The organism is Saccharopolyspora sp. NPDC049357, assembly GCF_040677225.1.
In the GTDB taxonomy this organism is placed as follows: domain Bacteria; phylum Actinomycetota; class Actinomycetes; order Mycobacteriales; family Pseudonocardiaceae; genus Saccharopolyspora.
Genome location: NZ_JBFAQJ010000008.1, coordinates 110,603 through 129,769, shown reverse-complemented (window position 1 = coordinate 129,769; position 19,167 = coordinate 110,603). Strand labels below are relative to the sequence as shown.

Sequence of the window (19,167 nt, the reverse complement as noted above, 5' to 3'; positions counted from 1 at the left end):
TGATTCCCCCTCTCGCCGTCGAGCTCTTGTTTCGAACATCCGCGGGCGCGGGGTGAGATGTCGTCACTGGTGTCGCCAGACCTTGACCGAGGACAGCAGCAGCAAGCCGACCAGCAGCGGGATCAGCACGATTTCGGGTACGGCGCCGAGCAGCAATCCGCCGAGCACGGTGCCGGTGATCGATCCGGCTGACATGGCGGCCAGGAACCTCCCGTTGCCGCGGAGCACGCGGAAGCTCTCGTCGCGGCTGTATCGGGCGAAGGCGACCAGCATCGTGGGGAGGGAGACCGCCAGCGAGAGGCTTCCTGCGGTCTTGATGTCGACCGCGAACAGCAGGACGATCGCCGGGATCAGCAGCTCGCCGCCCGCTACTCCCATCAGTGCGGCGACGACCCCGATCGCCAGACCGGCGACGATTCCCGTGACCGTACGGGTCGCAGGCGACAGCTCGAGTGACCCTGTCCCGCCGAAGTGGCTCCATGCCAGGGCCACTGCGATCAGGACGAGCAGTGCTGCCAGCACGCGGTAGAGCGTGGCCGATCGCATTTTCGTCGCCCAGGTGGCCCCTGCCCATGCACCGATGAGCGTGCCGCCGAGGAGGTTCACGATCACTGACCACTGGGCTGCGATATCCGAGTAGGGCACCGACAGCAAGCGGGCGGGCAGCGCGGTGAGGACCACGATCAGGCTCATCGCCTTGTTGAGGATCACTGCCTGCAGAGCGAGGAATCCGAATACGCCGATCAACAGCGGCAGGCGGAATTCCGCACCGCCCAGCCCGATCATCCCGCCAAGCACGCCGATCCCCGCGCCGGTCGTGAACGCCCATGTCAGCGATTTCTTGACTCGTGCGTCCTCGGTGCCGGCCGCGGTCCGCGCCTGGCTGTGGTCGCCTTCGCCGGCCGCAGTCACGGCGCAACACTATGCCCTGCCGATATCGCTGTGGAGGGCCGGGACGGCTGGTACGTGCGGTCGTCGCGGAAGCGCGCAGTACCGGTGTGCACGGCCTGCCGGGTCTGAAGTCGCCGCGTGCTGGGGAGTTCCGAGCCTCAGGCGGGGCTGACGCGTAGCGAGGTGGCGCGGGAGATGAGCTGGTGGAGGAGTTCGTCGATGATCGCGGGGTGTTCGAGCGGGACCATGTGGCCCGCGTTCGGGATCATCGCGAGCCGGGCGCCCGGTATCTCGCTGGCGATCGCGGCGCTGTGCTCCGGCGGGATGGTCACGTCGTGCTCGGCCCCGACCACGAGCGTGGCCACGTTGCCCAGCACGGGCAGTGCCGCGCGCTTGTCGAGCGTCAGGAAATGGGGGATGAGCGCCACCAACGCGTGGACGGGATTCGACCGGGTCAGCTGGAGGACGAAGTCGACCACCGAGGGCGGTACCCGGGAAGCGAACGAGAAGGCTCGCGCCACCGCGAGGGCAGCGCTTCTGAGGGCCCGGCAGGAGACCGAGGTGAGCCGCAGCCGGTCGATGACGGCCAGCACGATGTTGGCCGCCTCGGGTGGCAGCACCGCCCGCCCGTTGACCGGCGCTGCCGCTGTCGTCACCAACCCGACCCCGACCACGCGGTCGCCGAAGAGCTCGGGTCGTTGCTCGGCGAGCGCCAGGACCGCCATGCCGCCCATCGAGTGCCCGACCAGCACGACCGGACCCTGCGGAACGGCCTGGTCGAGCACCGCGGCCAAGTCGCTGCCGAGTTGGTCGAGGTTGAGCCCGTCGATCCCGCCCACCTCGGACCGGCCGTGACCCCGGTGGTCGTAGGAGACCACTCGGGCGTCGCGGCCGAGCGACGTGCGCTGGAAGTGCCAGAAGTTGTTGTCCGCCAGGTATCCGTGGCAGAGCACCACCGTCACCGCCGCGCCCGGATCGCCGTCGACCTCGACGTGGAGCGGGATACCGTCGGCGGCCGTCACTGGGACCGCCGCACCGGCGGGCGAAGCCGCCACGTCGACGTCGGTGATGGCCTCTCGCGCGTCCGCGGCCGGGGCCGGCGCGGAAGCGCCTCCGGTGGTCCGGAGGGCGAGGCCGGACAGCGAACCGCGCACGCGTCGCAGCGTCATCCGGATCCGCGCGCCGACCGGCGCCTGCGCGGTCCAGGGCGGGCTGATCACCACTGGCGCACGCTCGCCGAGTCGGGGGTGGCGGCGTGCGGCTCGTCCGATCCGCGGGTGGTGCTGCCAACGCGGCAGGTCAGGCTGGTGTCGAATGCGGGCCCGGGGGAGGGGCGGCCCGCGTTGTGTAGTTCGCTCACGTGCGCCTTCCGTGTCGGGGGCAGATCCGGCCACAACCGCCGCGCAGGGCGACTGCCGACTGGACGATGCGCCGTGACCAAACCGTGATTCTCTTCCTTCGAATGTAACCAACAGTGATGGCGAGTTCAAACTTCTCGCTCGTTCGAATTAACACCCTCTTCAGGTTTGGAGCCGATTGACTCCGATGAGTGACGAACGCCCTTCTGTTGGTACACGCGATGAGGTCAGTGCGGAGTGAAAACCAACTTCAGCCACGACTTCACGGCGTGTCCGCGCTCGCCGACGAAGTGCACCTGCTGCACGCCCGGCGCCTCGTCGAATCGGCGACACCACGCGAGCACCTCGACACCCCGCGATCCGAGGAGGCAACGTCCCTGGTGGCCGCCGCGCGCGATCACCACCGACCCCCGACGGCGGTTCCGTCCCACCGCGGAGAGCGAACAGCGGGAGAATGATCTCCGGCCCCGTCATGCGAAGAGGTCGGGGCTTTGGTCCCTGTCACCTTGCACCATGGTGGTGCAAACGTGGGTGTTGCCGTTCCGGGTCGGCGCGGCGACCGGCTAGCGGCGAATTCACGAAGGCGAAGGGCTGTAGGGACACGTCCAGGTCGATTCAGTCCCCTTCTGGGCCGACGTGCCTGGGGCACGGCGTTCGTGGACCGATGCAAGACCGGGCTGATCGGGACTTTTCGGGGGATTGCCATGCCTGCTCGTTTCGCGGCTGCCATGTTGGGAGCACTGGTGCTCATGCTCAGCGGGTGTTCGGCCATTCCGTCAGTGCTGCCCGGTCCGCCATCGCCACCGCCACCGGTCACTGTCACGGTTCCAGTGCCACCTGCACCGCTGCCGATTCAACAAGATCCCAGCAGTGGCACGGAGTCCGAATCGGACAGCGGTAGCTTCGGCGCCGAATCCACGTCTTCGAACTCCTACGACAATTGCCGCTGGATGGACGAATCCACGGGTTGGCACTGTCGAAACAGCGTGGGTGAAGGGTATTTCGACGTTTCCGATGACGATCCGGGAATCGGCTCGTGTGCGGGGCAGACCTACGACGAGTGCAGTGGTGTCGAGTCGGGCAGCGCGCCGACATCGACTGAAGTGCCCGACTCGGGATCGGGAAGTGAGAGCGACGAAGGGTCGCTGGAATCCCAGTGCAGCGACGTGGCGTGGCGCCAATCCAGCGGGACGGAAGGCGACATCGCTTGTGGCAGCACTGAACACCCCTGATCAATCGATGGAGCAGTGGCGTATCGCGCTGACACCGATACGACGACGCAAGGGTCTCCCAGAGACGGAGATCGAGAAGACTGGTTCTGCGATGTCGTTCAGCGTTCCCGGCCTGGACGACTTGTCCGAGGCCGGGAACTCCGTGAACCGGGATCAGCCGAGCGCGATGATCGCGGGCACGGTCAGCACGGCCGCGTAGTAGCCCATGAACTGCACGCCCGAGTGCACCCCGAACATCCGGTTCATCAGGCCGCCGATGAGGCCGACCGTCAGCGTCACCAGCACGGCGAGCAGTCCGCCCTCGTAGAGGCAGATCACCAGGATCAGACCTGCGAACGCCCCGATGATCGCCTCGTGCGAGACGTTCTTCAGCACCCACGAGGCCGCCCGGTGGGCGTTGGTCATCGCGAACGGGTACGCGATCAGGCAGGCGATCGTCACCGCCAGCAGGCCGAAGACCAGGAACTCCCAGGTTGAGAGCAGGTCGTGCAGGTTGTGGGTCTGCCCCGTCCCGGTGTCGACGGTGTAGACGGGCGGTGCGTTGAACAGCGGGGCCGCCGGGCCCGCTGCCATCGGGGACAGCGGCAGGCCGAGCGCGATCAGCGGGATCATCGTCTCGGCGATGTAGGTCGACTCCGTGGTGCCGTTCCGCACCGCCATCTTCGTGGTGAGCTTGTGGTAGCCGTTCTTGATCCGGGCACCGACCACCTCACCCATGAGCACCGTCATCGCCACCGGTGAGAAGACGAAGGTGGCGCTCGAGATGACCGCGGCCCCGGAGGTGTAGGCCGTTTGCCTGCGGTCGAGCACCTTCAACGGGTTCGGCATCCGACCGCTCCACGTCCGCACGTCCGGTGCCAGCGCGAACTCGGTCGGCCCGTCCCGGTGCAGGGCCTTGCGGCCGGTGGGGGAGAGCGCCAGGAACAGGTCCGCCACCAGCGGACCGGTCGCGATGCCGAGGAAGAAGCTGATGCTGAGCGAGTGACCGAGCTGGGTGGTCACGAACTGGTTGATCCCGACGATCAGCAGCACGAACGGGAACAGCGCACCCACCGCTGCCCAGCGCCCCTTCGAGGTGAGCGCGATCAGGATCGCGGCACCGGCGAAGATCCAGGGCGCGAGCTCGCCGATCTCGTCGGCGACCGGGGAGAGGATCCAGGCGAAGAGCACCGCCAGCGGCACGGAGATGAACGCAGCGATCACGCCGCCCGAGATGGCCTTGCGCAGCGCGATGTGCGGCACCCCGAGCTCGCGGAGCTGCTGCGCGTCGCCCAGCAGCGGCACGGTCATCGTGTCGCCGGGGATGCCGAGCAGCGTCGTGGGGATGGCGTGGGTGATGTGCTTGGCGACCACCGCGGCCAGGAAGAAGCTGAACACCCCGGCCGGCGGGACCCCGAGCAGCACCACCAACAGCGTCAGCGGTGCCACCACCGCGGTTTCGTCCGTGCCCGACACCAGGCCGATCGCGGCGAAGACGATCGCACCGACGAGGCCCATGCTCAGGGCCCACAGGAACGCTTCGATCACGGGTGGACCTCCTGTCTCCGCTGGGCTTCCTCGTGGGCCTCGACGAGCACGTCGTACAGACCGAGCAGGCGAAGCTCCTCCCGCACCTCGGCGGAGAGCTCGGCGGGGTCGGTCCACTCGCCTCCGTCGGCGGCGATGACCTCGAGCGCCTCGCGCCTGCTCTCGGTGATCGCCGAGTTCTCCCGGACGATCCGCTTCGGCTTGAACAACCGGGCTGCGATCACCGCGGCGACGAGGCAGGCCACGAGGCCGAGCAGCAGCGCGTAGGACTCGGCCAGGGTCGTGTCGGCCACGGTCGAGGTGAAGAAGGCCCTGCCGAGCAGGAAGGTCGGGGCCGCGATCCCGGCGCCCAGCGCGATGGACATGCCCATGTGCCTGGTGTCGACGGTGTCACCCCAGACCTCGATGAGTCGTGACATCAGTGTTGCTCCGTTCGATCAAAGTGGCTGAGCGCGTTGGCGACTCGCGAGGCGGCGGGCTTGCCTAGGTGCCCGGCGAGCCACGTGCTGGTCGCGGTCAGCGCCTCCAGGTCGACACCGGTCTCCACGCCCAGCCCGGTGAGCATCCAGACGAGGTCCTCGGTGGCCAGGTTTCCCGTGGCGCTGAGCGCGAACGGGCAACCGCCGACCCCACCGGCCGACGCGTCGAACTCGGTGACGCCTTCGAGCAGCGCCGCGTACACGTTGGCCAGCGCCTGCCCGTACGTGTCGTGGGCGTGCAACGCGATCCGCTCCAGCTCGATGCCGGCGTCGACGAGCGCCCGGATGACGGACCGCACGTGCCCGGGGGTGGCCACGCCGATGGTGTCGCCGAGCGAGATCGACGACACGCCGGTCTCCATCAGCGCGACGGAGGCCGACACGACCTCGGCGACCGGGACCGGCCCCTCCCACGGGTCGCCGAAGACCATCGAGAGGTAGCCGCGCACAGCGACTCCGGCGGCGAGGGCTTCACGGGTCACCGCCGCTTGGGCGGCGGCCACCTCGTCCCGCGCGGCGCCCATGTTGGCGCGGGAGAACGACTCGGTGACGCTGGCGAAGACCGCGATCTCCCGGACCCCGGCGGCCAGCGCGTCGTCGAGACCGCGGGCGTTGGGCACCAGAACCGGGTGCCGGACGCCGGAGTCGAGGTCCACGCGCTCCACCAGCTCTCGGGCGTCGGCGAGCTGCGGGATCCTCCTGGGCGAGACGAAGCTGGTGAGTTCGACGCTCGTCAGCCCGGCGGCCACGAGCCTGCGCACGAGCTCGGCCTTCACCTCCACGGGCACGACCGCCTTCTCGGCCTGCAGCCCGTCCCTCGGACCGACCTCGTAGATCCGGACCTGCGAGGGGAGCGCGGGATCGGCGACGGCGGTCGGCAGTCCCAGTGCGCGGGGCGACGTCATCGTCCGCTCCGCAGCTCGGCGAGCACGGCCTCGGCCTGGGCGTGCCCGAAGTTCCGCTTCTCGATCAGCTGGGCGACCACCGGGGCGATCTCGTCGGGACCTGCACCGGCCGCGATGGCGATGTTCTTGGCGTGCAGGGACATGTGGCCGCGCTGGACGCCTTCGCTGGCGAGCACCCGCAGCGCCGCGATGTTCTGGGCCAGTCCGACGGCGGTGATCAGCTCGGCGAGCTCGGCGGCCGAGGACACCCCGGTGAGAGCGATCGCGGCGCGGGCGCCGGGATGGGTCTTCGTGGCGCCGCCGACGAGACCGACGGGCATCGGCAGTTCCAGCGCGGCGACGAGGTTGCCGTCGGCGTTCTTCTCGAAGGTCGACAGCGAGGTGTAGCGGCCCTCGGCTCCGACCGCGTGGGAGTGGGCGCCGGCCTCGACGGCGCGGGTGTCGTTGCCGGTGGCCAGCACGACCGCGGAGATGCCGTTCATGATGCCCTTGTTGTGGGTCGCGGCGCGGTACGGATCGCCCGCGGCGAGCTTGTAGGCGTGCACCACGTCGTCGACGACCAGCGGACCGCCGAGCGTCTCGGCGTCGAGGACGGCGCGCGCTCGGGCCAGCCGCATGTCGGCCTTGTTGGTGAGGATCCGGAGGACGACCCGCCCGCGGGCGACCTCGGCGACCCGGTCGGCGACCGCCTCGGCCATGGTGTTGACCGCGTTGGCCCCCATCGCGTCGCGGACGTCGACGACCAGGTGGGCGACGACGTACGTCTCGTCCTCGAAGGTCACCGTGCGCACCACGAGGTCGCGCACTCCACCGCCCACCTCGGCGAGCTTGGGATCCTGGGCGGCGGCGAGCTCCATCAGCTCGGTGCGGGCCTCGAGCAGGCGCAGCCGGGCGGCGTGCGGGTCGACGAGGTCGACGAGCTGGATCTGGGCCTGCATGATCGAACCCGTGCTGGAGGTGTGGAAACCCCCGAGGGTGCGCGCGATCCGGGCGCCGTTGCTGGCGGCCGCGATCACGGAGGCCTCCTCGGTGACCATGGGCACGAGCACGTCCTCGCCGTTCACGGTGAAGTTGGTGGCCACGCCGATGGGCAGCGCGAAGGTGCCGAGCACGTTCTCGCTCAGGTGGCTCGCGGCCTCGACGTCGAAGCCGTCCGCGTCGAACGCCGCGAGATCGGCGATGTCGATTCCCGCCGACTCGACGACGCTCTTGCGCCGCTCGCCGATGCTCAGGTTGCGGAAGCCCGGAATTCTGCTGACCACGAGTAGTTCCTCCTTGAACCGGTGACGAAACAAGGGAACCCCAGTGGTGACCGGGCGCACATGTCCGAACCGGCCAGGATGATCCGGTTCACATGTCGGTTTCGGACATGCGATGCAGCTGCACGGCGATGCCGAGCCGGAACTGCTGCTCCGGCCGTCGCCACTCCGGGCCGAGCAGCTCGGTGATCCGCTCCAGTCGCTGCTTGACCGTGTTGGCGTGCACGAAGAGGACTTCCGCGGACCGGGTGATGCTCGCGTTCTGCGCCAAGTAGGCGTCCAGGGTCGCGACCAGGTCGCTCCGGTGGTCGGCGTCCCATTCGAGCAGCGGCGCGAGCAGCCCTCGGGCGAAGGAGCGGGCACGGTGCCCGTTGGCGCCGAAAAGAGCGAGGTACGGCGCGTAATCGCGCGCCACGACGCCCGCATCGGCCACCCCGACGCCGGGCAGCATCCTGGACAGCGCCGTGACGTCGACGACCTCGCCGGGGATCTGCTCCGCGGGATGGGTTCCGCCGACGATCACGAGACCCCGGTCCCCGGCTTCGGCGAGCCTGCCGTGCACGCGACCCGCGAGGTCGTGCGGATCCAGCTCCCCCGGCACCAGGGCGATGACGCCGGCGTCGTGCTGGGCGACCAACCAGCGCGGGTCCCGCCCGGTCAGGGCGCGAGCGAGGCTCCACCGCTGTTGTTCCCAACCGACCGCGAGCACCGGCGTCCAGAGCCCGGCCAGGTCGACTCCGCGCTGCTGGGCACGTCGCCGCAGCGAGGTCCAGTCGTCGCGTCCCGAGACCAGGTCGGCGACGAGTTCGCCGCGGACCCGTTCCTCGGCATCGGCGACGGCGTCGTTCTGCATGGTGACCAGTGCGTGGCTCTGGGCACCGCGTTCGATGGTCCGGCGCTGCACCTCGTCGAGAGGGTCACCGCCGACGAGCAGCACGCCGAGCATCGTGCGACCGGCCATCGCCGCGACCAGTCCCAGGACCTCGCCGTCACCGACGTCGACCCAGCGGGCGGTGCCCCGACCGACCTCCACGGCCGCCAGCACCTCGGGTGAGAGCCGACCACCGGTCCACCAGGCGGCGGCTTCCTCGTCGCTGGTGGCCAGGGCACCCAGATCCCGGTCGGCGACCGCCACCGGTCGCTCCAACGCGTCGGCCAGAACGCGCGCGATCGCATCCGACCCCTCGCCCGCGAGCACCAGGCGCGTCAACTGCTCGTGCAAGCTGGCCGAGGCTTCCATCGCCGCGGCCCGGCGCTCGGCCTCGGCGCTGGCCGCTTCCGCCCGGGAAGCGGCTTCGCGCTCGGCCGCCAGCAGCCGTGCGGTCTGCAGGATCACCGCTCCCTGGTTGGCGAACGCGGTGAGCAACGCGATCTGCTCGGTGCCGAAGCCGTGCGTGGAGCGATCAGCCGCGAAGAGCACCCCGAGCACCCGCTCGGAGGCGATCAGCGGTACCCCGAGGATCGAACGCATCCGCTCGGCCTGGACCGCCGCGGTCACCTCGCTGTCGTGCGGGAATGAGCCGACGTCGTACGCCGCGGTCCACTGCGCCGCGCGAGTCCGCACCACCTGGCTGGCGAGGCCGACCCCGGCCGGCACGCGCAGTTCCCGCATGTTGGCCGACAACGCCCCCCTGTTCGCCCGGACGAACAGCTCGTCGGTCTCCTCGTCGTACTCCGAGAGGTAGGTGAGGTCGGTGCCCATCAACTCGTGAGCGCGGTCCACGAGCTTCTGCAGCAGGGGTTGCAGGTCGCGCACCTCGGCGAGTTCCCGCAGGCTCGACATCAACACCGACAGCTCCCGGTCCCTCGCCCTGAGGCGATCCAGCCGAGCTCGGGCGTCCACCAGAATGCTGGTGGTCTCCGCGTCGAGGCCCCGAGCCGCGCTCCGGAGCTCGCCCTCGGTCACCGGGTGGTCGGCGATGATCATCTCGGTCAACGCCCGCAGGTCGGTGCTCACACGACCACCCGGGCCCAGGCGAAACCACAGCCGAATTGCATGTGGAAAGGCTAGCCCTGCGAGCCAGGAGACCGTGAACGCCGACATGGACCGGACGCGCATCGCTTCGCGCGGCGGGGCTCGGGCGACGCCGAACCTGCTCTGCCGAACCGCCACTTCGCTAACCGGCACGTCGAAGATCGCCGCATGACGGACTGGTTCGTAGCCGGGGGCCGCGAGGATTGCTCGGCGCTCAGCGGCGGCACCGGTTCGAGCCGGAAGGGCGTGGTTCTCATCAGGAGTCGTCGGTGAGGCCGCGGCGGAGGTGGATCAATGCGTCGCGCAGCCGCGTTTTCACCGTCGCCCACGGCACGCCCAGCAGCTTCGCCGCCTCGCTGGAGGTGTGGCCGCGGTAGTAGACGAGTTCGATGGCCTGTTGCTGCAGGTCGCTCAGGGCGTCGAGGTGCAGGCGGACTTGCTGGTGTTCCCAGGCGGCGTGGAACTCCTCCACCACGTTGTCGTAGGGCCTGCCGAACACCTCGGTGAGGTAGCGGGCTTCGCGCCGTCTGGCGGCGTCGGTGGAACGCACCCGGTCGATGGCACGGCGCCTGGCCAGCGTCAGCACCCACGTCAGGACGCTGCCCCGCTCAGGCCGGTACCGGGTGGCAGTGCGCCAGACCTCGATGAACACCTCCTGCGCGACCTCTTCGGCCTGCGCCGGATCCTGGACCGTCCACTCGATCACCCCGACCACGTGGTCCCACAGCAGTCGGTGCAGCTGGGCCATCGCGTCGTCGTCACCGGCAGCGATCTCGTCGAAGAGGACGGCGCTGTCGGTTCTGGACGCCCACGAGGGCGTCGCCCGTCGATCGCCACGCCGGTTCGGCCGGTCCGCTGGTGGTGTTACCGCCGACATCGCAGCCAGCCCCCGAAGAGAGCTGACCGCGTGGAGACGCAACTGCCCGTTCTGTGGCTCATGAACGGATTTCGTAACCGAGTCCCTGGTGGACTGGTCGCCGCCACATCCATTTTCGTCCGTAGTGGACTGTCAGCATCTGGCTGAACGGGTTTTCTTCGAAGAAGCAGAAACCGGTGGGAGGTTCTGCTGTCGGGTGCAGAACCTCCCGCCGGCGAACTCCTCAACCGAGGAGGGAGGGGTGGATCAGAAGTCCAGGCCTCCGGCCAGGTCGCCGGCCGTGCCCTCGACCGGGCTCTCGGCGCCGGTCACCGGCGCCATCAGCGAGCCCGCGGGGGCCAGGTCGGTCATGCCCTCGACCGGCAACGCGTTGGTGACGTCGCCGACCTCCGGCATCACGCCGCCGACCTCGGGCATCACGCCGCCGAGGTCCTGCAGGCCACCGGTGATGTCGCCGGCTCCGGCGATGTCACCGAGACCGCCCATGACGTCGCCGCCTTCGACGCCGCCCACGGTGTCGGTCACGCCACCGACGACGTCGGTCACGCCGTTGCCGACCACGTTGCCCGCGTTGACGTCACCGTTGTTGGTGATGCCCGAGATGTCGCCGGCGTTGATGTCGCCGACCAGGCCGTCGAGCTGGAACTCGTTGCCCGCACCGACCGGGTTGTTCGAGCCGGTGGTGTCCTCGGAGGTCTCGGTGGTGTTGGTGGTTTCCTCCGTGCTGCCGTCCTCGGACGAGCGCATCATCTGGTCGACGTCGCCCAGGGAGGAGAAGATGTCGGGGGTAGGCATGCTTTCGTGCTCCATCTCGTTGTCACCGTCCACGAAGGACGGCAGGGGGTAGGTCAGCGCCACGTGCTGGTTGCCGCCGAGACGTGCCAGGCCCGACTGCGCGGCCCGGACGAACCGCTCGACGATCTCGACCGGTGCGTGGTCGAGCACCAGTGACGCGGCCTGCACCACTTCGGTGTTGCTCATCTCCCCGAGGTCGGCCTGCTCCAACGAGCCGCGCGGATCGGCCTCGAAGGCCGATCGCGCTCCCGAGTCGGTGACGAGGCGGGACAAGAACTCATACATCGTGAGCATGGGTGTTCCCTTCCCGGCCGGCAGGCGCGGATTCCCGGAGAGACGGAGGGGAGACATCTCGACGCTGCTCGACGAATCCCCGCTGAAAACTCACGCACCGAGCTTCAGCGGCGTGCATCCCGCACATCCGAACCCGCGCTGCGATGTCGTCGTGATGTCCCCTCCGCCTCGAAAACACTAGATCGAAGTGCTCCGCGCTCAAAGGTAAAACAGCCCCCCAATCTGTGAACTTCTATTAGGGGAACCGTGGGGGGTTGCCTTTTGCGGCGTGGTAGTCGCAGGTCAAGCGGATGGAGCCACGTTTTTTGCGCGCTGGGAGAGCTGAGATCGGTGATTCACGCCACCACCACGAGTGGAAGCTCGAATTGAGCTTGATAACAACCTGAAGAAAAATGCTGAACCGACCAATCCGCATTCGGTTCCGCTACGAAAGAAAGGGTCCCGAGTCGGGATGGCAGGCAATTGAGGACGCGCATGAAACGAGAAATCGCCCGGGTGGTGATCCTCCCCGTCGATCACCTGTCCTGTCTACCGGCTGGTAACAATGTCCGGCCTCTTCGCCGAACGAGACTCCTGCCGGAGAGGCCGCCGGGGGTCTGCCCGCGCACAGCTCGTCGAAGCCGATTCAGCGAGACCTCGCCCGACTGAGGAGGCGTCGGCTGGTTTTCCTCGGGGCGTGGCCGCTGTCTCGGCCCCTCGTCGAGGCAGCGGCCACGCCCACACCCCCGATTTCTGAGAAGCACAGCGCCATGCTTCAGTTCCCTGATCCTGGCATATACCGCCCATCGGGTGACGCTCGTCACACCGGCGTGGTCAGAAGGGGAAGATCGGGTTCAGGGTGTCGCCGGGCGAGGAGGTCGAAAAGCCCCGAGCGCGAGGGCTGATCACCTCGGCGTCGCCGCGTTCAGCGCGGACAGCGGAGCCTCCCGATGTCAGGACGGCTGGCAGTGGGGGCACCAGACAGTGCTGCGTCCTCCGACCTTGCTCCGCTGCAGATGTGCCGAACACCGCGGGCACCGGCCGTCGGACTCATCCCGGTGTCCGGTCAGCCAGGACGGCCGGTCGGGGACGTGCCCGACGCGGGACGAGCTGCGCAGCACCGAGCCCAGCCGTGCGTGCAGTCTCGCCCACTGCGCGGTGTCCAACTCGGCGGTGCTCACCGTCGGAGCCAGCCGCGCGCGCCACAGGATCTCGTCCACGCAGAGGTTGCCCAGACCCGCCACGACCGTCTGGTCCATCAGCGCCGGCTTGATCCGGCGTGCGGTGCGCGTCAGCTTCGCGCGAAGGTCGCGGCGGCTCACGCCGGCGGCGTCGGGACCCAGGTCGCCGAGCAGTTCCGCCACCTCGGACCGCTCGGTCGCCAGCCACAGCCCGGTGAGCTTGCGCATGTCCCGGTACCGCAACGAACCTTCGCGGAACTCGAAGACGACGCGGTCGTGCCGGTGATCGGCTTCCTCCCCCGGGGACCAGACGAAAGCGCCCGTCATGCCGAAATGCGCCAGCAGCTGCGGGTAACCGGAACGGTTGCGGGTCGGAACGCGAAGCCATTTGCCGCACCTGCTCGGCTCCGCGAACACCTGCCCTTCCAGGGCACGTGCGAAGTCGGCCGGTGAGGTGTGCACGACGCCCGTGTCGAGCACGCGCACCGATCGCGCTCTCGAGCCCGTGACGTGGTCGGCGACCACGCGGCGAAATCCTTCGACGTCTGGGAGTTCTGGCATGCCGCGTCACCTACGGATGGTCGTCGCCTGGCGTGTGCGGAGTCGTTCCAACGCCCCCGAGCCATCCGCTCGGCCGGTCGCGCCCGCGAACGTCCAAGCCTGACTCATCGCCGCACTCCAGCCATGCGTCTGCCCCCGGCGTTCCCGCCACCCGAAGTGCGCAAACTCGATCGAAGGCTTCGGAGGTCGACGAATCAGTGGCGGACGGGGCCCGCGCGCCGGCATCGCGCGCCACGACTTCGCTCCGGATCCGCGGCGGGTCTTCCCAGGTGCGCGACCATGACGAGTACACTCGAGTGTGTACTGGCATGGTCGGATGCGTTGACCCAGACATCCGTTTCCGTACCCGGCTTCGGGCCGTGTTCAGACGGCTCAGGAGGGGCGGAAACCAAAATGGCCGTGGACCGGGGCCGTCTTGCGGACGGTCTTTTCGCCATCGTCGAGGACACCCCCGACCTCGACGTGCTGCCGGAGCGGTTGTGCGCTGCGTGTCTGGACGCACTGCCGGTGGATGGAGTTGGGTTGTCACTGATGGGTGGTAACTACCTCGGGGAGCGTGCCTTGCTGGGGGCGAGCGACTCGACCGGGGCCCGCCTCGAAGAGCTGCAGTTCGACCTCGGCGAGGGTCCCTGCGCGTCCGCGTTCGCCGACGGACAACCGGTGCTGGTTCCCGACTTGGGTGACGGCGACGCGAAGGTGCGGTGGCCGATGTTCATCCACGAGGCGGAGACGACCCGGGCACGAGCCCTGTTCGCCTTCCCGCTGCAGCTCGGCGCGATCAGCATCGGCGCGATGGACTGCTACCGGACTGAGCCCGGCCCGTTGCACGAGGTGACCGAGGCGCTCGTCGTTGCCGAGGCGGTGACGCTGGCGCTGTTGCAGGCTCAGGCGCAGGGGGACGGGCATGGGTTGACCGACATTGCTGTCGGGCACCACGCCGCCGTGCACCAGGCCACAGGCATGGTCTCGGCGCAACTGGAGATCAGCATTGAGGAGGCGTTCGTGAGGCTGCGCGCGTACGCCTATCGGCACGATCGGTCGTTGGACGAGGTCGGCGCGGATGTCGTCGCGCGCAGGCTGCGCTTCACCGACGTGCCTCAGTAGAAGTCGATTCGTGTTCACCACGTTCGCATCGCATCTAGGAGAGTCGCCATGAATACCCGCCCCCCGCGGCGCGAGCAGGCGTTGACCGAGGCGCTCGTGGAGATGGCTGACACGTTGGTGGCCGACTACGACGTCATCGATCTCACCCACAGGCTGGCCGCGCACTGCGTGGACCTGCTCCACGTGTCAGCGGCAGGACTGCTGCTCATCGATGAGCACGGCGACCTGCGCCTGCTGGCTTCGTCGAACGAACAGGCCCGCCTGCTCGAGCTGTTCCAACTCGAAACCGATCAACGAGGGCCGTGTCTGGAAGCGTTCCACACGAGCCAGCCCGTTCTCGTCGATGACCTGGAGAGCAACGGCCGGCGTTGGCCGGCGTTCGCCTTCGAGGCGCGGCGACAAGGAATCCGGGCGGTCCACGCGCTGCCATTGCGGCTGAGGGCCAAGACCGTCGGAGCGCTGGGCCTGTTCAGCACCGAAGTCACCTCGCTGTCCGAGGACGACCAGAGGCTGGGCCAGGCGCTGGCCGATGTGGCCACCATCGGCATCCTGCAGCAGCGCGCGCTGGCGCGCAGCGAGACGGTGATCGAACAGCTTCAAGGCGCCCTCAACAGCCGAGTGACGATCGAGCAGGCCAAGGGCGTATTGGCGGAGCGAGGTGGCATCGACGTCGATGCGGCGTTCGCCCTGCTGCGTGACTACGCCCGGGAGCGCCGGATGAGGCTCAGCGATCTCGCCCGCAGCGTCGGGGTCGACCGGACCGTGGCGGCCGATGTCCTGCGACGCAGGTCCGGCTGAACGGGCAACCGCTCGCCGACGATCTCTGGCTGACGAGAATCAGCCCCCGCATCACCGCAACCGCGTGAACCAGCGGGTCGTGCTCAGCGGCGGCACTGCCGTCAGGGGTGCACCGCAGCGGGAATTCCGCAGCGGTGGTTTCACGGGGCAGACCCGAGGCTCTGGGCCCCCTCGACCCGGTCGTCTCGGGTCTGCCCCCGCCCCCAGTGGCAGCGGTGCACGGCCCCGGCCAGTGGGGGCGTGCACCGCGCATGCGAGTGCGCGTCAACGACGCGCGATCATGACGGCATTCCGGAAGTGGTCCGGAATTCCGGCGTAGTGGCCCAAGGCCCTGGCAAGCGCAACAAACCCCCGCCTTCGAGAGAACGAAGAGCGGGGGCTGGGCTCTGCTGTGCCGACGTTATGTCCAGGCGGAGAAGTGCGCAAGGTATCAAAAGGGGTACGAGTGACGCGCGTGCTCTCCGGGAGTCGCGTTGCAGGACGTTCGTGCGGTCCGGATGCTGCGGATGGGATCGATCATCGACACCTGCATTCCCCGTTCATCCCCGGGAATGCGCATCCGGTGGATGTGCTTGATTCCGAAAAGGATGTTGTCGGTCGTAGCGGTGATCGTGCGTGGGGCGTAGTGTTCGCGAAGTGGCGGGGCGGGCCCCGGACCCTGGTATGTCGCTGTTAGGCGCCGCAAAGACGTTGTGCTGCCTGGAAGGATGACATGCCATGGCTGTTCCCGGCTCGGACACGGTTCCGGCGCCGTTGTCCGACATGATCTTGTCGACGGACACTCTGGAAGATTTCCTCGACGAGGTCCTCTCGCGCGTCGCCGGTGTGGGTTCCGGGGCCTTGTCCTGCGGGCTGACCGTTCCCGGTGCTGAGGGGCGGGCGCCGTTCACGTCCCGAGCCAGTGATGCTTTCGCCGCAGGTCTCGACGAGGTGCAGCAGGTCGTGGGTGACGGGCCGTGCCTGCAGGCGTTGCGCACCGGCGAGATCGTCACGAGCGACAGCCTGGGACACGAGTCACGCTGGTGGGAGTTCGTCCAGCACGCCGCCGACGTCGGCGCTCGCTCGGTGATGTCGGTGCCGCTGCTGGTCAGGGGCTCGGTGATCGCATCGCTGACCGTGTACGACCGCAGCGAAGGCGGTACCGCGTCGGTCCTCCCGCGGGTGGCCATGTTCGCCGAGGAAGCGGCGGGCGCGGTGGCGATCGCCGCGAAGCTCGATCAGCATCTGCGGACCAGCGCCGACCTTCGCGTCGCTCGAACTCGCGAAGTCAACGAGTGGCACCAGCAGGCCACGCACGACGAGTTGACCGGGTTGCCGAACCGGCGCGGTATCCGAGAACTCCTCGATGGCCTGCTCGCCAACGGGATTCGCGCGCAGGTAGCGGTGCTGTACTGCGACCTCGACAACTTCAAGCGCGTCAACGACGGGCTCGGCCACGAGGCGGGTGACGAACTGCTGCTCGCGTTGGCGCATCGGTTGAGCACCGGCTTGCCTGCCGGATGCACACCTGCGCACATCTCGGGGGACGAGTTCGTCATCGTCTGCTCCGATGTGGACGCCGTCGGCGGACTCGACGCGCTCACCGAGGAGGTCTCGGATCTCCTGCGCGCCGCGATCCCGCTCCGCGGCCACGTGGTGCTGGTGTCCGCCGCGGTCGGCGCGGCAGTGGTCAACGAACCGGGCACCACTGGCGACGACCTGCTGCGGTTCGCCGACGCGGCGATGTTCGAGGCGAAGGACGCGGGGCCGGGGCAGGTGTCGCACGCCCATCCAGCCCTGATGACGACCATCAACCGGCAGCTGCACCTCGAAACCGACCTCCGGGACGCGATCGCTCATTCCGACGTCGAACTGCACTACCAGCCCATCGTTGACGGCGCCGGCACCATCGTCATGGCCGAGGCGTTGCTGCGCTGGCGCCATCTTGAACACGGCGTGCTGGCTCCGGACCTGGTCCTCGAAGTCGCGGAAGGAGGCGACCTCGTGCGCGACCTGGACCGCTACGTGCTGCGCCGCGCACTGAGTGAAGCCGCGACCTGGCCGTCACCGCGTCCTGCCGGAATCGCGATCAACCTCAGCGGTCTGCTCCCGGACACCGAACACTTCGCCGACGAACTCACCGACGTGATCAACGACAGCGGCCTGGCCTGGCCACGCGTCGTCCTGGAGATCACGGAAACGCCCCTCGCGGGCCTGACCGATCGCGCCTGCGACTCGATGGGACAGCTCGCCGAGAAGGGGCTGCGGTTCGCCGTGGACGACTTCGGCACGGGCTATTCGTCCCTGAGCCGCCTGAAGGACATACCGACCCAGCTCATCAAGATCGACCGCCACTTCATCGCCGGAATGGCCACCGATCACACCGATCGGGCGCTCGTCGAGGCGGTGATCGGCATGGCTCGGGCCACGGGCCACACCTGCATCGCGGAGGGGGTCGAGACCGCGGCCCAGTTCGACCAACTCGATCGGCTGGGTTGCCAGGCGTACCAGGGCTGGTACTTCTCCCCGCCGCTGCCCGCCGCCGATTTCCGCACCCTGCTGTCGCGGGGCACCCTGGCCACCCTGCCGCAGTAGGCGCGGAAGTTCAGGGCACTTCTCGTCGGGGCACCGGGATTACCGGGGGTGGGTCCCACTTCGTGGTCGTCGGTCGGTAGAGCCTGAGCATCAGCCTGAACGGGCCCGCCGGCACCGGGAGCCAGTTCGCCGCCGCATCAGGTCGCGCGGCGCTGATCTGGATCGTCAGCGATCCGTCCGGGTCGTAGGTGAGCCGGGGAGTGCGATCACCGATGGCGTACCGACCGATCTCGTTGGCCACGAGCAGACCCTTCGCGTGGTAGGCGGTCAGGGACCAGAACGCGCCGACCGGGGGCAGCGATCCGCTCTCGAACGTCAGCCGGTAGTCGTGCGCGCCCCCGTCGAGGAGGTCTCCGCTGGAGTCGACCTCGCAGAGCGGGTACAGCGCTTCGGAGACGGGGTTGATGAAGATCTGCGAGTGGGCCACGGCCGCCCGCAGCAGGTGGTCGGCGCCGAAATCGGTTCCGATGTCGTTGATCGCCCACCCGTTGATCTGCCTCCCGAGTCCGCGCACGTGGTCGGCGATGTCTTGCAGCCCGCGCCGCAGGCCGTCGGCGGCCGCCGGTTGAGCGGGGTTGTCCAGCAGCCGGGTCAACGCCAGTCGGAGCGAGTCGTCGACGAGTGCGGGGTCGGCGTCGGCCACGACCTGTCGGAGCGCGAGGGCGAAGGTGTCCGGATCGGTGGTTTCGGCCTCGCGGGACACGTGGGCGAGGTCCAGGTCGTAGGTGGGTGGCGGCGGAGCAGCGACGGGAAGGCGCTGCAGGTCGATCGAGTCCTGCAGCCGATGGACGTCGGCGAGAGCCTCGTCTGATGCCTCCGGCTCGACCAAGATCCGCCCGACGACCATGACGTAGCGCCACGGGGTGTGCAGCCGGACCTCGCCGTCGGTGACTTCGAGCTGTTCCGGTCCGGCTGCGATCGAGACCGCGGGCAGGCGTTCGCCCGGGGCCGGTGCGCTGATCGTGATCGGGGTGCTGGTGTCGGGCAGGGCGAGTTGGAAGCTCGCGTATCGGGTGCCGAAGTCCGGGAACTTCAGGGTGAAGTCGTTGTGCCGGACGTCCAGCCAGGCGACCGAGTAGAGGGTGTCGACGTTGGGGGCGACGCCAACGGTCAGCGTCGGATCGGAGAGCCGGCGCTGGTGTCCGAAGGTGTTCAGCGGGGCACCCGCGGAGTTGAGCGGTCGCTCCGCGGTCGGGTCCAGCGGCTGGGTGAAGTTGAGGCGCACCCGCTGGGCGAAGACGAGGGGGTAGGCCCACACCTGGACCGCCCGCGCGGCCTCGTCCAGGTCCATCGTTCGATCGTCGGCCACGCCGCCTCCCTACTGATCTGAACTCGGTTCAATTAGCATAGCCGAACCGCGCGCCCTCGGGGCGCGATA

At 68.7% G+C, this 19,167-nt stretch carries 16 protein-coding genes; 4 read left to right on the top strand and 12 right to left on the bottom strand.

Going from position 1 to position 19,167, the window contains the following annotated elements:
• Positions 1-63 precede the first annotated feature (63 nt).
• The 3 genes from AB0J91_RS09590 to AB0J91_RS09580 form a co-directional block, all read right to left on the bottom strand.
• Entirely contained in the window at positions 64-912 is an 849-nt protein-coding gene (locus AB0J91_RS09590; RefSeq protein ID WP_363865949.1) for a sulfite exporter TauE/SafE family protein, read from the bottom strand.
• A gap of 137 nt (positions 913-1,049) precedes the next feature.
• Complete coding sequence (locus AB0J91_RS09585; RefSeq protein WP_363865946.1) at positions 1,050-2,114, bottom strand: alpha/beta hydrolase; 1,065 nt, start codon at positions 2,112-2,114, stop codon at positions 1,050-1,052.
• On the bottom strand, positions 2,108-2,251 hold the full coding sequence (locus AB0J91_RS09580; RefSeq protein WP_363865943.1) for a hypothetical protein: 144 nt from the start codon (positions 2,249-2,251) through the stop codon (positions 2,108-2,110). The genes AB0J91_RS09585 and AB0J91_RS09580 overlap by 7 nt, the downstream gene beginning before the upstream one ends.
• Positions 2,252-2,992: 741 nt before the next feature.
• Between AB0J91_RS09580 and AB0J91_RS09575 the strand changes: the two genes are divergently transcribed.
• Entirely contained in the window at positions 2,993-3,481 is a 489-nt protein-coding gene (locus AB0J91_RS09575) for a hypothetical protein (RefSeq protein ID WP_363865940.1), read from the top strand.
• 153 nt (positions 3,482-3,634) lie between these two features.
• On the opposite strand, the gene AB0J91_RS09570 is transcribed toward AB0J91_RS09575, so the two are convergent.
• The 8 genes from AB0J91_RS09570 to AB0J91_RS09535 form a co-directional block, all read right to left on the bottom strand.
• Entirely contained in the window at positions 3,635-5,008 is a 1,374-nt protein-coding gene (locus AB0J91_RS09570) for a tripartite tricarboxylate transporter permease (protein WP_363865937.1), read from the bottom strand.
• The gene (locus tag AB0J91_RS09565) at positions 5,005-5,427 is read right to left on the bottom strand and encodes a hypothetical protein (RefSeq protein ID WP_363865933.1); all 423 of its coding nucleotides are present in this window, start codon (positions 5,425-5,427) and stop codon (positions 5,005-5,007) included. Before AB0J91_RS09565 ends, AB0J91_RS09570 begins: the two co-directional genes overlap by 4 nt.
• On the bottom strand, positions 5,427-6,392 hold the full coding sequence (locus AB0J91_RS09560) for a hydroxymethylglutaryl-CoA lyase (protein ID WP_363865930.1): 966 nt from the start codon (positions 6,390-6,392) through the stop codon (positions 5,427-5,429). Before AB0J91_RS09560 ends, AB0J91_RS09565 begins: the two co-directional genes overlap by 1 nt.
• The gene (locus AB0J91_RS09555; RefSeq protein ID WP_363865927.1) at positions 6,389-7,654 is read right to left on the bottom strand and encodes a hydroxymethylglutaryl-CoA reductase, degradative; all 1,266 of its coding nucleotides are present in this window, start codon (positions 7,652-7,654) and stop codon (positions 6,389-6,391) included. Before AB0J91_RS09555 ends, AB0J91_RS09560 begins: the two co-directional genes overlap by 4 nt.
• 88 nt (positions 7,655-7,742) lie before the next feature.
• The gene (locus AB0J91_RS09550; RefSeq protein WP_363865924.1) at positions 7,743-9,608 is read right to left on the bottom strand and encodes a helix-turn-helix domain-containing protein; all 1,866 of its coding nucleotides are present in this window, start codon (positions 9,606-9,608) and stop codon (positions 7,743-7,745) included.
• Between the two features lie 274 nt (positions 9,609-9,882).
• On the bottom strand, positions 9,883-10,503 hold the full coding sequence (locus AB0J91_RS09545; RefSeq protein WP_363865921.1) for a sigma-70 family RNA polymerase sigma factor: 621 nt from the start codon (positions 10,501-10,503) through the stop codon (positions 9,883-9,885).
• A gap of 246 nt (positions 10,504-10,749) precedes the next feature.
• Complete coding sequence (locus AB0J91_RS09540) at positions 10,750-11,592, bottom strand: hypothetical protein (protein WP_363865918.1); 843 nt, start codon at positions 11,590-11,592, stop codon at positions 10,750-10,752.
• 932 nt (positions 11,593-12,524) lie between these two features.
• Positions 12,525-13,313: a DNA-formamidopyrimidine glycosylase family protein gene (locus AB0J91_RS09535; protein ID WP_363865916.1), complete on the bottom strand. Its 789-nt coding sequence runs from the start codon at positions 13,311-13,313 to the stop codon at positions 12,525-12,527.
• A 393-nt stretch (positions 13,314-13,706) separates the two neighbouring features.
• Here AB0J91_RS09535 and AB0J91_RS09530 point away from each other — a divergent pair, with 393 nt between their 5' ends.
• The 3 genes from AB0J91_RS09530 to AB0J91_RS09520 all read left to right on the top strand — a co-directional run bounded on the left by AB0J91_RS09530 (position 13,707) and on the right by AB0J91_RS09520 (position 17,789).
• Positions 13,707-14,417 (top strand): GAF and ANTAR domain-containing protein, encoded by a 711-nt coding sequence (locus AB0J91_RS09530; protein ID WP_363865913.1) that lies wholly within the window; start codon positions 13,707-13,709, stop codon positions 14,415-14,417.
• Between the two features lie 81 nt (positions 14,418-14,498).
• On the top strand, positions 14,499-15,215 hold the full coding sequence (locus AB0J91_RS09525; RefSeq protein ID WP_363865910.1) for a GAF and ANTAR domain-containing protein: 717 nt from the start codon (positions 14,499-14,501) through the stop codon (positions 15,213-15,215).
• Between the two features lie 717 nt (positions 15,216-15,932).
• Entirely contained in the window at positions 15,933-17,789 is a 1,857-nt protein-coding gene (locus AB0J91_RS09520; RefSeq protein ID WP_363865907.1) for an EAL domain-containing protein, read from the top strand.
• 10 nt (positions 17,790-17,799) lie between these two features.
• On the opposite strand, the gene AB0J91_RS09515 is transcribed toward AB0J91_RS09520, so the two are convergent.
• A complete protein-coding gene (locus tag AB0J91_RS09515; RefSeq protein ID WP_363865904.1) occupies positions 17,800-19,098 on the bottom strand; it encodes a DUF1214 domain-containing protein in 1,299 nt (432 codons plus the stop codon).
• Between the last annotated feature and the right edge of the window lie 69 nt (positions 19,099-19,167).

What these genes read in the sequence shown, in the direction of transcription:
- AB0J91_RS09565 (WP_363865933.1), bottom strand. Translation starts at nt 5,427, where the DNA reads ATGTCACGACTCATCGAGGTCTGGGGTGACACCGTCGACACCAGGCAC.
- AB0J91_RS09560 (WP_363865930.1), bottom strand. Translation starts at nt 6,392, where the DNA reads ATGACGTCGCCCCGCGCACTGGGACTGCCGACCGCCGTCGCCGATCCC.
- AB0J91_RS09545 (WP_363865921.1), bottom strand. Translation starts at nt 10,503, where the DNA reads ATGTCGGCGGTAACACCACCAGCGGACCGGCCGAACCGGCGTGGCGAT.
- AB0J91_RS09540 (WP_363865918.1), bottom strand. Translation starts at nt 11,592, where the DNA reads ATGCTCACGATGTATGAGTTCTTGTCCCGCCTCGTCACCGACTCGGGA.
- AB0J91_RS09535 (WP_363865916.1), bottom strand. Translation starts at nt 13,313, where the DNA reads ATGCCAGAACTCCCAGACGTCGAAGGATTTCGCCGCGTGGTCGCCGAC.
- AB0J91_RS09530 (WP_363865913.1), top strand. Translation starts at nt 13,707, where the DNA reads ATGGCCGTGGACCGGGGCCGTCTTGCGGACGGTCTTTTCGCCATCGTC.
- AB0J91_RS09520 (WP_363865907.1), top strand. Translation starts at nt 15,933, where the DNA reads ATGGCTGTTCCCGGCTCGGACACGGTTCCGGCGCCGTTGTCCGACATG.